The following is a 12,595-nucleotide window of genomic DNA, read 5'->3' as shown; positions in this document are numbered from 1 at the left end:
AGGTACGTGGGGCGGCGGGGGACGGGAATGGGAACGCGGCGGGACGTGGGGGACGTGGCGGAGGCGGAGGGCGTGCGCCTGCTGGAGTCGCAGGGCTTCCGGGTGGTGGCGCGCAACTGGACGTGCCGCTACGGAGAGTTGGACATCGTGGCGGAGCAGGGCGAACTCATGTGCTTCGTGGAGGTGCGCATGCGCTCCTCCGCGGCCTGGGGTGACCCGTCGCACACCGTGTCCTTCGCCAAGCAGCGCCGGGTGGTGAAGGCCGCGCTGCACTATCTCTTCCAGAACGGCATCGACGGGCGCATGGTGCGCTTCGACGTCATCTCCGTCGTGGGGCAGGGCGAACACGCCCGGGTGGAGCACCTGCCCGCCGCCTTCGACGCTGGCATGTAAAGGAATCCGTCCCTTGGCTGGAACGCTCTACCTCGTGGCCACGCCCATCGGGAACCTGGGGGATGTCACCGCCCGGGCCCTGGAGACGCTGCGCACCGTGGGCTTCCTCGCGTGCGAGGACACCCGGCACTCGCGCATCCTGCTGGACCACTTCGGCATCACCGGGAAGGACCTGGTGAGCCTGCCTGCCTTCGCGGAGGGGCAGCGCGCCGGGCGCATCCTGGACCGCATCGAGGCGGGGGAGGACTGCGCGCTCGTCACCGACGCGGGCAGCCCCGGCATCAGCGACCCCGGGGAGAAGCTGGTGGCGGAGGCGCTGGAGCGCGGCCTGAAGGTGGAGCCGGTGCCCGGGCCCACGGCGCTGGTGGCCGCGCTGAGCGCGTCGGGGCTGCCCACCGGGCGCTTCCACTTCCTGGGCTTCCTGCCGCGCAAGGGGCCGGAGCGCCGCGCCATGCTGGACGAGGTGGCCCCCCTGTCCGCCACCTGCGTCCTCTACGAATCCCCGCGCCGCCTGGCGGAGACGCTGGTGGACCTCCAGGAGGCCTGGGGCGACCGCCGCGCGTGCGTGGCGCGCGAGCTGACCAAGCTGCACGAGGAGTTCGTCCGGGGCCCGCTGTCCACGCTCGTGGCGCGCTACGCGGCCGAGGAGACCCGGGGCGAGGTGGTGGTGCTGGTGGAGGGCCGCACCGGCGAGCAGCGCTGGAGCGAGGACGAGGTGCGCCGGGCGCTGGAGTCGGGCCTGGCTCGCGGGGAGAAGCTCAAGCCGCTGAGCACGGAGCTGGCCCGGCGCGCGGGGTGGCCCGGCCAGGAGGTGTACCGGCTGGGCCTGGGGCTGAAGCAGCGGTAGGGGAGCCCCGCCGCTGCCGCGTCGTCGTCAGGGGCGGGCCTTCAGAAGTTGAAGGTCGCGCCCAGGTCGAAGCGGAACGTGGTGCTCTGGATGGCCCGGAAACGCCGGGACACCAGGTCGTAGCGCCAGTCGAACGTGGGGTTCAGCTCCGGCGAGCCCACGGCGGTGTCCACGGTGCCGTCGCCGTTCAGGTCCTGGCCAATGGCCTCGGTCGTGAGCAGGTGGTCCGTGTTGTAGAGGAACTTGCCGGAGGCGTGGATGGTGAAGGCCTGCGCGGCGCGGGCGGTGATGCCCACCTGTCCACCCACCTGGAAGTAGTCGTCCGAGGTGAGCAGCTTGCGCAGCGCGGAGGTCAGCTCGTTGTAGTACCGGCCGCGGCCCACGTAGTTGCCCAACATGCGCAGGTCCAGGATGAGCTTCTGGGACTTCGTCGCGTTCTCGAAGGGCACCAGCTCCATGCCGAAGGTGAGCGCCGTCTGCGAGGGGGCGTGAATGCCCGTCTCGTTGCGGGTCCACGGCTCCTTGTAGCAGTTGCCCGGCGCCCCCAGGTTGGGCGGGTTGGCGCCGGACTGGTCGCAGTTCGAGTATGCGCCGGGGCCCCGCACCGGGATGGTGTGGGACGCCTTGAAGTACGGCTCCGCCACGCCCATCTTGCGCGAGAAGGTCGTGTAGAGCTGGTACTTGTGCACGCGGTCGCCCACGTTGCCGCGGTCGCCGTCCGGGTCGGTGTTGTCCAGGCTCGGGTCGCGCTGCTTGGCGGTGGGCGCCTCGTAGTCGATGCCGACGATCCACGTGGGCTTGGTGTCGTCCTTCTTCTGGTTGAAGAAGGCATACGCCAGCCCGAAGTGCACGTTGCCCAGGCCGCCGCGGTAGCTCTCCTGGGGCACCTGGAACAGCCGGCCCACGCAGCCCTCGGAGGAGTAGGGCGAGCCGTCCGCGTTGAAGCAGCTGTTGGTGATGGTGGAGTTGCGCTGGTTCGTGCCGGACACGAAGTTCCAGGTCTCGTTCTGCTGGAAGACGATGGGCAGCTTGAAGCTGAACTCCAGGTCCTTCCACAGGCCGAAGGCCACGGCCAGGTTCAGCCGCGCGTCCACGCCCTTGTACCAGAGCTCGTTCACCTCCGGGACGTTGGTGACGTCGCCGCCGGTGAGCTGCTCGCGGACGATCTTCGCTCGCGTCTGCGTGCGCTCGAAGCCCACGTCGAGGAAGAGATCGAACGGATCATCCTCCTCGAAGGCGGAAGCGATCCGGGTGATCTCCGCCGCGCTGGCGGCGAACGGCACGCCCAGCGTCAGCGCGGCGATGACGGCGCGAAACCTGTGCATCCACTACCTCCGACGACCACGGCCCAGGCCTGCCAGCTAGCCGTGCCGTCGGAGGAGTGTCAAGAAATGGGTGGAGCTTTACTTCCCCGCGACGGGGGTGCCGAGCAGGCCGTCCAGCCGCTGGACCTCGGCGTCGAAGGCGCCCTTCTGGGTGGCCACGAGCGACGCGCGGTAGGTCTTGTGCTGGTCGAAGGGGTCCAGGACCCGGCCATCGCCCGACATGAGCTGGTAGTGCAGGTGGGGGGCGAAGGAGTGGCCCGTGTTGCCGCTCTGGGCCAGCACCTGGCCGGCGGACACGCGCAGCCCGGGCTGGATCGTCTTGGGCAGCTCCGACAGGTGCAGGAAGAGGGCGCTGCGGCCCTTGCCTCCGGACTCCACCAGCTCGAAGCAGTTGCCGTTGCTGCCGAAGTTCCAGTTCTTGCGCTTGATGACACCCGCGAAGGGGGCCCGGACGCTGGTGCCCACCGGGGCGCGGAAGTCCACGCCCTTGTGGCCACGGCCGTCGCGCAGGAGCGAGGTGATCTGCTCGTAGCTGTCGATGGGGGACTTCTCCATCCGCAGCTCCAGCTCGTCGCCGTTGGGGAGGTAATAGTGGGCGTTCTGCTCACCCGCGGGCGTGAAGCGGTAGGCGCGGTGCGTCTGGCCCGTCTTGCCGCTCACGAAGCGCACCGCGTACACCAGCGGCTCCTCGTTGGGGCGGCGCTGGTAGAGCACGTCCAGGGTGTCTCCCCGGAGGATTTCGCCGGGTACGCGCACCCACCACACCAGGGTGCGCGTCACCACCTGGGCCAGGGCGGGCCCCACGGTGGCGTCGGAGGCCTGGATGAGGGCGGTCTCCAGCGGACCCTCGATGCGGATGGACGCGCGCTCCAGGCCCGCGGCCTTCACGGGGTCGTTGGTGGGCGCGGGTGGGGCCACGGGGGCCGCGGCGATGGTGCCGGCGTCCTGCGGGGACGCCGGTTGAGAGGCGACGTCCATGGGGACGTCCGCCATGCGCTGTTTCCACCACCACACGCCACCCGCGGCCGCGCCGAGGATGACGGAGACGGCAACCACCGGTCCGAAGGGATTGCGCTTCGGTGGTCCACCGAGGGTGGGAAGATTCGGCCGCATTCAGGCTCCCTGAGGGTAAGAAGGTACGCGGGGGCCGAAACCGCCGGCAAAAAGGCGATATTTCGGCCCCCAGGCTACTCGTCCGGGCCGTCTTCCTGACCGTCCGGGGTGGTGTCGCGCAGGCCGAACTCCTTCATCTTCGTCTGGAGCGACTTGCGGCTGATCTGCAGGAGGCGCGCGGCGCGCGTGACGTTGCCGCCCGTCTCCTCCAGCTTCTTGACGATGAGGTCCCGCTCGAGCTCGGCGGCCTTCATGCGCACGATGTCCTTGAGGCCTACCTCGCCCACGGGGACATCCAGCGTGCCCAGCGAGGCGGCGACCGGTGCCCCCGCCTGTACGCCCGCTCCTCCGCGCACCGGCTCCGGCAGATCCCTGGCGGTGATGAGGGGGCCGTCCGCGAAGAGCAGCACGCGCTCGATGAGGTTCTCCAACTCGCGGATGTTGCCCGGCCACGCGTACGCCTGGAGCAGCGCGAGCGCGTCGTCGGCGATGCCTTCGATCTTCTTGTGGAGGCGCCGGTTGTACTTGTCCACGAAGTGCTGGGCGAGCATCGGGATGTCGCCGCGGCGCTCGCGCAGCGCGGGCAGCACGATGGGCACCACCGCCAGCCGGTAGTAGAGGTCCTTGCGGAAGCGGCCCGCTTCGATCTCCGCCTGGAGGTCGCGGTTGGTGGCGGCCACCAGGCGCACGTTCACCCGCGTCGTCTTGATGCCGCCCACGCGCTCGAACTCGCCCTCCTGGAGGGCACGCAGGAGCTTCACCTGCATCTCGACGGGGATCTCGCCGATCTCGTCCAGGAAGAGGGTGCCTTCGTCGGCCAGCTCGAAGCGGCCTGGCTTGGAGGTGACGGCGCCGGTGAAGGCGCCCTTCTCGTAGCCGAACAGCTCGCTCTCCAGGAGCGTGGCGGGGATGGCGGCGCAGTTGATCTTGATGAACGGCTTGTCGCGGCGGCTGGACTCGCCGTGGAGCGCGGTGGCGATGAGCTCCTTGCCCGTGCCGCTCTCACCCGTGATCAGCACCGTGGACGGCGTGTCCGCCACCTTGTCGATGATCTTGTAGACGTCCTGGATCTGCGGCGACTCGCCGATGATGGCGGAGCGGGCCTTGTGGTCCGCGCGCACGGAGCGCTTGGCGCTCTCGTTTGTCTTGGCGGCCTTGGCCACGACGGAGGACAGCTCCGCCTGGTCGAAGGGCTTGGTGATGTAGTCGAACGCGCCCGCCTTGATGGCCTCCACGGCGGAGTCCACGGTGCCGTGCGCGGTGATGATGATCACCGGCACGTCCGGGTTGGCGGCGCGCACGGCGGACAGCACCTCCATGCCGCCCAGCTTCGGCATCACCAGGTCGGTGACGACGATGTCCGCGCCGTTCTTGTGGAACTCGGCCAGGCCCTGCTCGCCGTTCTCCGCCACGGTGACGTCGAACCCGTCGCGGCGCAGCAGGGCGGCCAGCACCTTGCGCAGGTTCGTCTCGTCGTCGATGACCAGGACCTTCGCCATAAGCCTCCGCGCGAGGAACGCGACCTAGCGGCGCGCCGGGGGCGCGGAGGGGACGGCGCCTTCCAGCGTGCAGATGGCGTCCGGGTGCTTGATGCGCAGCAGCAGCGACTCCAGCACGCGGAACGGGTGGTTCATCTTGCTGGCGCCCAGGTATGCCGCGACCATGTCCATGGCCACCGCCAGGTCCATGTTCTCCCGGCCCGTGGACACCACCACGCCCGACTCGCCGCGCAGGCGGTTGGACTGGTAGACACCGTCGGACGCGAGCTGGCTGATGGTCTGGATCTCCAGCACGCCCGTCTTCTCGTAGATGCGGTGCAGCTGCGAGTACAGGCGCGGCGACAGCACCACGGCGTAGGGCCCGAAGTGGCCGGCCTCGTTGAGCTTGCGCGTGGCCTCCACGATGGTCTGGAAGCCGCCGCCCGGCGCCGTCCAATCCCCCAGCGTGGCGGTGAGGCGGCCGTTGGCCGTCATCAGGCCCTCGTAGCCCAGGCGCTGATCGCCGTAGAAGATGAGCTCGTCCTCCTGCTGGGCGCACAGCGCCGCGGCGCCGGCGGCGGCGGACACGTCCAGCGGCATGTTGTGCGTGCGCGCCGCCTCGATGTCCCGCCAGTGCAGCAGGAAGTCCTTGTAGATGATGGGGATGGTCTTGAACTTGCGGACGTCGGTGAAGACCATGGCGGTCTCCTGCTCACCGACGATGTCCACCGCGCCCGGGGACACGCCCTGGAACTCGTCGTAGGCCACGGTCTGCACGCCCGCGCCCAGCGGCCCGTAGATGTCCAGGATGCGGCGGCCCACCAGTGAACGGCGCGCCACCTGGATCACCGTCTCGTTGAGGCGCGCCCATTCCTCTTCGCGCAGCGGGTTCTCGGCATGTCCAAGGAAGTCAGGCATCTGTGTCTCCGTCACGAGCGGCGGCAGAGGAGGGGAGGAGGAAAGGCAACGGAAGGCTTGTCAACGACCGGAACCGCCACCGCCTCCACCGCCGCGGCGCAGGCTGCCGATGGTGAGGGGATGGCCGTTGGCGGAAGGCGGCGGCGCGGGGACGCCATAGATGAGGCGCTGGGGCGGCAGGGACGTCAGGGGTTCGTTCGCCAGGCGGCCCACCGAGGGCGGGGCCGGTGGCGGCGCGGGCGGAGGGGCCACGGTGGGCTCCGCGGCGGGGGCCCCCCCCGCGGCGGCCTGGAAGTGGCCCGGGACGAAGGGTTTGGCGAAGTGTGCGTCCTGTCCCTTGTCGAGCATCCGGAGCATGTGGGTGGCCTCGGACACGTGCTCCTTCTCCTCCGCCGCCAGGTGGAGGAAGAAGGCCTTCACCTCCGGATGGGAGGAGTCCTCGGCGTACGCCTCGTACTCGTTGATCGTCTCGAGTTCGCGTGCCAGCACGGCGCGGATTCTCGCGACGTCGGACCGCTCGGTGTCGGACTTTCCGGCCATTGGGGCGGAACCTCGCAACCTGTGGGGTGAGCGTCAAGAGAAACAGCGGTCGAAGGGTTTCCTGCTGCATGCCGAAGAACGCCGGACGTAGAGTCCGCCCCTTCGTGACCGCCCCCGCGCCTGCTTCACCGTCCCAGCCCGCCTCTCCGGCCGTCCCCCCGCCGTCCGTCCCTGAACGCAGCGCGGGAGGCCGGGGCGCCATGCTGGTGGCCATCGGCATCCTGGCGTCGCGGCTGATGGGCCTGGTGCGCGAGCGGGTCTTCGCGCACTACCTGGGCAACGCGGAGGCCGCCGCCGTCTTCAAGGCCGCGCTGCGCATCCCCAACTTCCTCCAGAACCTCTTCGGGGAGGGCGTGCTGTCGGGCTCCTTCATCCCCGTCTACGCCCAGCTGCTGGGCAAGAAGGACACGGACGAGGCGGACCGGGTCGCGGGCGCGGTGTTCGGGCTGCTGGCCCTGGCCACGGGCGTGATGGTGGCGCTGGGCATGCTGGCCACGCCGCTGTTCGTGGACCTCATCGCGCCGGGCTTCGAAGGCGGCGAGCGCGACCTGGCGGTGCGCCTGGTGCGCATCCTCTTCCCCGGCACGGGCTTCCTCGTCTTGAGCGCGTGGTGCCTGGGCATCCTCAACAGCCACCGGCGCTTCCTGCTGTCCTACCTGGCGCCCGTGGTCTGGAACGTCGTCATCATCGCCACGCTGCTGACGGTGGGCAGCGTGCATGGGGGCGCCGGCGGCCGCGCCGCGGAAGAGGCCGTGACGGAGTGGCTGGCCTACGGCGTGGTGCTGGGCAGCTTCCTCCAGTTCGCGGTGCAGGTGCCCACGGTGATGCGCCTGCTGGGCCACTTCCGCCCGGTGCTGTCCCTGGCCAGCGCCTCCGTGCGTCAGGTGCTGAAGAACTTCGGGCCGGTGGTGCTGGGGCGCGGCGTGGTGCAGTTCAGCGCGTGGGTGGACACCGCCTTCGCGTCGCTCATCTCCAACCGGGCGCTGTCCTCGCTGCTCTACGCGCAGACCATCTACCTCATCCCGGTGAGCCTCTTCGGCATGGCGGTGTCCGCCGCGGAGCTGCCGGAGATGGCGCGCGCCACGGCGGAGGGGGAGACCCAGGCGCACGCGAAGCTGCGAAGCCGCATCGACGCGGGCTCGCGCCGCATCGCCTTCTGGGTGGTGCCGTCCGCCGCCGCGCTCCTCTTCCTGGGGGACCTGGTGAGCGGGGCGCTCCTGCAGACGGGCCGCTTCGGCGCGGCGGACTCGCGCTACCTCTGGTACCTGCTGATGGGCGCGGCGGTGGGCCTGGTCGCGTCCACCGTGGGCCGGCTCTACGCCTCCGCCTTCTACGCGCTGAAGGACCCCAAGACGCCCCTGCGCTACGCCATCGTGCGCGTGGCCCTGGGCACCGTGAAGGCCTGGTTCCTGGCGCTGTGGCTGCCGGAGCGGTTGGGGCTGCCCCGGGAGCTGGGGGCGGCGTTCCTCACCCTGTCCAGCGGCGTCGTGGCCTGGGTGGAGACCACGCTCCTGCGCCGCAAGCTGCGCTCCATGGTGGGTCCTGTGGGCCTGCCGTCGGGCCTGCTGCCCAGGTTGTACGGCGCGGCGGTGGTGGGCGGGCTCGTGGCGTTGGCCGTCAAACAGGGCCTCACCGGCCTGCTGGGCCCCATGCCCGGAGTGGCCGCGGAGTGGGGCGGGGCGCTGCTCGTGCCGCCGCGCCTGCACCCGGTGGTGGGCCTGCTGGCCACGGCGGTGCCCTTCGGGGTCGTCTACTTCGCGGTGGCCGCCGCGCTGGGCATCCCGGAGGCGGGGGCGGTGTTCCGCAAGGTGGGCCGGCGGCTGGGGCTCGCCCGGTAGACGCGGCGCGGCGCATGGCGGCATGGCTGCCCTCCAGGCAATGCCTGGGGGCTCAAACGGAATGCAGGACAGGCCCCTTTCCGTTGCGATAGGAGGCCCTTTGTGCAGGGGATGGCCGCATGCGGCTTCCTCCGGGCGTGGCGCGCGTGTAGAGTGCGCCGCCTTTTTCAAGAGGCCCTGACTTCAAGGAAGTCCCGGGCCGGAATCGTCAACGGAAGGTCTCGGCAGTGAGCGACGAGAAGAGCGGCGGAAATTCGGGCGGTCCTGGCGGTTTCGGTCCCAAGAAGCCGAAGGCCACGTTTGGCGACGTGATGCTGGGCATCCCTTCGGGGGGCCAGGGCAACGAGCGCGGCGGTGGCCGTGGCGGCCGCGATGAGAAGAGCGGTCCGGGCCGCGGTGACCGCGGGCCTCGCGACGCGCAGTCGCAGTCCCGTCCCCAGGGCGAAGCGCCCCGCGGTGGCGGCGAGCGCGGCGGTGGCCGTGGCGGCGAGCGCCGGGGCGGTGGCGGCGAGCGCCGTCCGTCCGGCCCCATGGTGGTCGTGAAGCGGGCCTCGGGCTCCATCGAGACGCGCGCCCTGGAGGGTGAGAAGCCCGCCGAGGCGACGGCGACGGCCGAGCAGACCGGCGCCGACGCGCAGGCCTCCGCGGCTCCCTCGCCGGCCCCGACGCCGCGTCAGGTGACGCCGGCTCCGGCCCCGTCCAGCCCGCTGTACGACGAGGTCCCGGAGACCGAGTCCTTCGCGGACATGTTCGAGGCGCAGGTCAAGGACGGTGGCGCTCCCGGCCGCCGCAGCGTGCGCGTGGGCGAGAAGGTCTCCGGCACCATCTTCCAACTGGGCGCGGACACCGCGTTCGTGTCGCTGGACGGCGCCGCCAAGTCCGAGGCGATGATCGAGCTGCGCGAGCTCAAGGACGACGAGGGCATCCTGCGCTTCGGCGTGGGGGACCGCCTGGAGGCGCACGTCGTGGAGATGGGCGCCAAGGGCATCATGCTCAGCCGCGCGCTGGCCAAGGGCAACGCGTCCTTCGCGATGCTCGCGGAGGCCCGCGCCTCCGGCATGCCGGTGGAGGGCCTGGTCCTCAGCGTGAACAAGGGCGGCGTGGAGGTGGCGATCGGTGAGACGCGCGCCTTCTGCCCCATCAGCCAGCTGGACATCCGCTTCGTGGAGAAGCCGGATCAGTTCATCGGCGAGAAGCTCCAGTTCCGCGTGACGGAGGTGCGCGACCGCAACGTCGTGCTGTCGCGCCGGTCGCTGCTGGAGGACGAGCAGCGCAAGCTGGCCGCGGAGACGCGCAAGAACCTGGCCGTGGGCAAGACGGTCAAGGGCAAGGTCTCCGGCGTGCGCGACTTCGGCGTGTTCGTGGACCTGGGCGGCGTGGAGGGCATGATCCCCGTCTCCGAGCTCTCCTACACCCGCGTGGGTCACCCCAGCGACGTGGTGAAGCAGGGGGACGAGGTCGAGGTGGAGATCCTCCGCATGGAGGAGGGCCAGCCCAACTCCCCGGACAAGTCCAAGCAGAAGGAGCGCATCACCCTGTCGCTGCGTTCGCGCCAGGAGGATCCGTTCAAGAAGGCGCTGGAGGAGATCAAGGAAGGCGACCGGATGCAGGGCAAGGTCGTCCGGCTCCAGCCCTTCGGCGCGTTCGTGGAGCTGCGTCCGGGCGTGGACGGCCTGGTGCACATCTCCGCGCTGAGCGACCGGCGCATCGCGCACCCGCGCGACGCGGTGAAGGAAGGCGAGACCATCTGGGTCTCCGTCGAGAAGATCGACGCGAACGAGAAGCGCATCGGCCTGCGCCGCATCTCCGAGGAGGAGGCGCAGCGTCCTCCCGAGGAGCGTCCTGCGAAGGAGGCTCAGTCCCCGGCGGCTCCCAAGGAGCCCGCGGCGCCCCGTCCCAAGGTGGGCGCGGTCGTCGTCGGCAAGGTGGACCGGCTGGAGCCCTACGGCGTGTTCCTCGCGTTCCCGGGCGGCAAGGGGCTCATCCCGGCCAGCGAGACGGGCACGGACCGCGGCACGGACATGCGCAAGCACTTCTCCATCGGCCAGGAGCTGAAGGTGGCGATCATCGACATCGACGCCTCCGGGAAGATCCGTCTGTCCATCCCCGCGGCCATCCGTGCGGAGGAGCGCGCCGAGGTGGAGGCGTGGCAGAAGACGCAGCAGCCGCAGGGCGGTGGCAAGAAGGGCTTCGGCACCTTCGCGGATCTGCTCAGCAAGTTGGGCAAGTAGTGACGTCACGCCATCTCGGCGCGCCTCGCGACAATGCGAGCGGGCGCCGAGATAGGTGTTGACGGTAGCGAGGGGCTTCGGTACTTAGCCTCTCGTTCTCGCCGCGGGGTGGAGCAGCCTGGTAGCTCGTCGGGCTCATAACCCGAAGGTCGCAGGTTCAAATCCTGCCCCCGCAACTTGAAGAGCCCGGGGTCGAAATGAAAGTTTCGATCCCGGGTGTTCAAATCGAGAATCGCAGCACGGTGACGCGGGGTGGAGCAGCCTGGTAGCTCGTCGGGCTCATAACCCGAAGGTCGCAGGTTCAAATCCTGCCCCCGCAACTCTGAGAGGGCCCCGGTGGAAACACCGGGGCCCTTTCGCTTTTCAGCGTCTGTTCTTGCCGCTCAGGGGCTTGGGTGCGCGCCCGCGTTGGTGGAGGCGCTGCGGCCAGGGTGGATGACGCTCACCAGGACGAGCCGCCCCGCGAGCACCGCGTTCGCGCCCCGCCATGGTTTGGATAACGTGTTATATAACCCCTTATGCAAGATCCGGACGAAGATGTCCTGAGGGGGCTCGGCCACCTTGCGCTCGGCACCCGTCTCAAGCGCCTGGGAGATCGGCTTCAGGCGCACACCCAGGTCATTCTCGATGAGGCCAAGGTGCCGGTGCCCGCCTCGCACCTGCCGCCGCTGGCGGCGCTGGACAGCGGTGGGGCGATGACCGTTGGCGACCTCTCGCGAGCCCTCGGTGTGACGCAGCCAGGTGTGTCGCGCATGACGGGGGCGCTGGAGGCCGCGGGGTTGGTTCGCTCGGGTGCTGCCGAGGACGACGGGCGCGCGCGCGTCATCGTGCTGACCTCGGCCGGTAGGAGCCTGTTGGCACGCCTGAAGCGGCACACGTTTCCGCTCATCGAGGCCGCGGTGCGCGAGGCTTGCGACGATGAGTCGGGTCGCTTCCTCGGACAGCTGGCCGTCTTGGAGGACGCGCTGGAGGAGCTGCCACTTGCCGCCCGTGCAACCCGGCTCGCTCAAGGAGCGCGTCGTCATGTCTGAGCTCGACCGCCCTGTCTGGGCCTCCCTCACCACCTTCCACGTCTCGGTGGCCGAAGGCGACGAGCGTGCCAGGCGGTTCGTTCCAGACATCAACCTCTTCGCCTCGACGCGGGATGACGCGCCCGAATCCCAGGCGGCGCTCGCGGCGCTCGTGCGTCCCGGCGAACGGGTCTACGTCCTGCAGGTGCCTCCTGTCGTGGTGCCATCGGGTCTGCGTGCCACCAAGACCGCCGGCGGTGTGCAGATGGTCGCTACGCGGCAGCTCACGGAGGAGCGCGAGGACGACATCCAACCGCTCACCGACGCCGATGCGCCCGAGATGCTCGCGCTGGCCTTGCTTACCGAGCCCGGTCCCTTCCTGGCGCGAACCCATCAGATGGGTCGCTTTCTGGGCATCCGGCGTGGCGGCAGGCTCGTCGCCATGGCTGGGGAGCGCATGCGTTTCCCCGGCCACACGGAGGTGAGCGGAGTCTGCGCCCACCCGGACGTCCGGGGGCAGGGCCTGGCACGCCGACTCTCGACAGCCGTCGTCGCAGCCATTCAGCGGCGCGGTGAGCGTGCCTTCCTGCATGCGTGGGCGACCAATACTCCTGCGATTGCGCTCTATCGCAGCCTTGGTTTCGAGGTGCGTGCGGAGGTCAACGTGGCGGTTCTGGAGCGGGAGCCCCACGGCCGATCGGGCTAGAGAGGGCCCCGGTGGAACTGCCGGGGCCCTTTCGCTTTTCAGCGTCTGGACGGACACCACGCCTCGACGGGTAGCAGCGGGTGCTGATCGAAGTGGTTGCGCGCCGTGCGGACGAACGCGCCCACGTTCGCGGAGGCACTCCGGCGGCCCGGAGGCGGAGCTCGATGAGCTGCTGCGCCCGGTGGGGACCGAGCTC

General features: G+C 70.1%; 11 protein-coding genes and 2 tRNA genes. 8 read left to right on the top strand and 5 right to left on the bottom strand.

The genetic code is table 11. The features are described 5' to 3' along the window. The first annotated feature begins 27 nt into the window (after window positions 1-27). Together KYK13_RS22075 and rsmI are read left to right on the top strand one after the other, a co-directional pair. Window positions 28-393: a YraN family protein gene (locus tag KYK13_RS22075; RefSeq protein WP_223632672.1), complete on the top strand. Its 366-nt coding sequence runs from the start codon at window positions 28-30 to the stop codon at window positions 391-393. 13 nt (window positions 394-406) lie between these two features. Next, window positions 407-1,240: a 16S rRNA (cytidine(1402)-2'-O)-methyltransferase gene (gene rsmI / locus KYK13_RS22070; protein WP_223632669.1), complete on the top strand. Its 834-nt coding sequence runs from the start codon at window positions 407-409 to the stop codon at window positions 1,238-1,240. Between the two features lie 41 nt (window positions 1,241-1,281). On the opposite strand, the gene KYK13_RS22065 is transcribed toward rsmI, so the two are convergent. The 5 genes from KYK13_RS22065 to KYK13_RS22045 all read right to left on the bottom strand — a co-directional run bounded on the left by KYK13_RS22065 (window position 1,282) and on the right by KYK13_RS22045 (window position 6,614). Further along, window positions 1,282-2,565 (bottom strand): hypothetical protein, encoded by a 1,284-nt coding sequence (locus KYK13_RS22065; RefSeq protein WP_223632666.1) that lies wholly within the window; start codon window positions 2,563-2,565, stop codon window positions 1,282-1,284. Window positions 2,566-2,643: 78 nt separating this feature from the next. Continuing rightward, window positions 2,644-3,678, bottom strand: a complete 1,035-nt coding sequence (locus tag KYK13_RS22060) for a M23 family metallopeptidase (protein WP_223632662.1) — start codon at window positions 3,676-3,678, stop codon at window positions 2,644-2,646. A 74-nt stretch (window positions 3,679-3,752) separates the two neighbouring features. After that, the gene (locus KYK13_RS22055) at window positions 3,753-5,177 is read right to left on the bottom strand and encodes a sigma-54 dependent transcriptional regulator (RefSeq protein WP_223632659.1); all 1,425 of its coding nucleotides are present in this window, start codon (window positions 5,175-5,177) and stop codon (window positions 3,753-3,755) included. A 24-nt stretch (window positions 5,178-5,201) separates the two neighbouring features. Further along, window positions 5,202-6,074: an encapsulin nanocompartment shell protein EncA gene (encA, locus tag KYK13_RS22050; protein WP_223632656.1), complete on the bottom strand. Its 873-nt coding sequence runs from the start codon at window positions 6,072-6,074 to the stop codon at window positions 5,202-5,204. Between the two features lie 60 nt (window positions 6,075-6,134). Then, a complete protein-coding gene (locus tag KYK13_RS22045; RefSeq protein ID WP_223632653.1) occupies window positions 6,135-6,614 on the bottom strand; it encodes a ferritin in 480 nt (159 codons plus the stop codon). Between the two features lie 200 nt (window positions 6,615-6,814). On the opposite strand from KYK13_RS22045, the gene murJ reads away from it, so the two are divergent. The 6 genes from murJ (at window position 6,815) to KYK13_RS22015 (ending at window position 12,399) form a co-directional block, all read left to right on the top strand. Next, a complete protein-coding gene (murJ, locus tag KYK13_RS22040) occupies window positions 6,815-8,452 on the top strand; it encodes a murein biosynthesis integral membrane protein MurJ (protein ID WP_223632650.1) in 1,638 nt (545 codons plus the stop codon). A gap of 227 nt (window positions 8,453-8,679) precedes the next feature. After that, window positions 8,680-10,683, top strand: coding sequence for a S1 RNA-binding domain-containing protein (locus tag KYK13_RS22035; RefSeq protein ID WP_223632647.1), 2,004 nt, complete (start codon window positions 8,680-8,682; stop codon window positions 10,681-10,683). Window positions 10,684-10,785: 102 nt separating this feature from the next. Continuing rightward, window positions 10,786-10,859 (top strand) — tRNA-Met (locus KYK13_RS22030). Window positions 10,860-10,929: 70 nt separating this feature from the next. Continuing rightward, a tRNA-Met gene (locus KYK13_RS22025) sits at window positions 10,930-11,003 on the top strand. A 198-nt stretch (window positions 11,004-11,201) separates the two neighbouring features. Next, the gene (locus KYK13_RS22020) at window positions 11,202-11,714 is read left to right on the top strand and encodes a MarR family winged helix-turn-helix transcriptional regulator (RefSeq protein WP_223632621.1); all 513 of its coding nucleotides are present in this window, start codon (window positions 11,202-11,204) and stop codon (window positions 11,712-11,714) included. Further along, complete coding sequence (locus tag KYK13_RS22015) at window positions 11,707-12,399, top strand: GNAT family N-acetyltransferase (RefSeq protein ID WP_223632609.1); 693 nt, start codon at window positions 11,707-11,709, stop codon at window positions 12,397-12,399. The genes KYK13_RS22020 and KYK13_RS22015 overlap by 8 nt, the downstream gene beginning before the upstream one ends. Window positions 12,400-12,595: the final 196 nt, after the last annotated feature.

It is taken from the genome of Corallococcus sp. EGB, assembly GCF_019968905.1.
Classification (GTDB): Bacteria; Myxococcota; Myxococcia; order Myxococcales; family Myxococcaceae; genus Corallococcus.
Note: the sequence above shows the minus strand (reverse complement) of the source record. Positions and strands in the feature narration are given on the sequence as shown.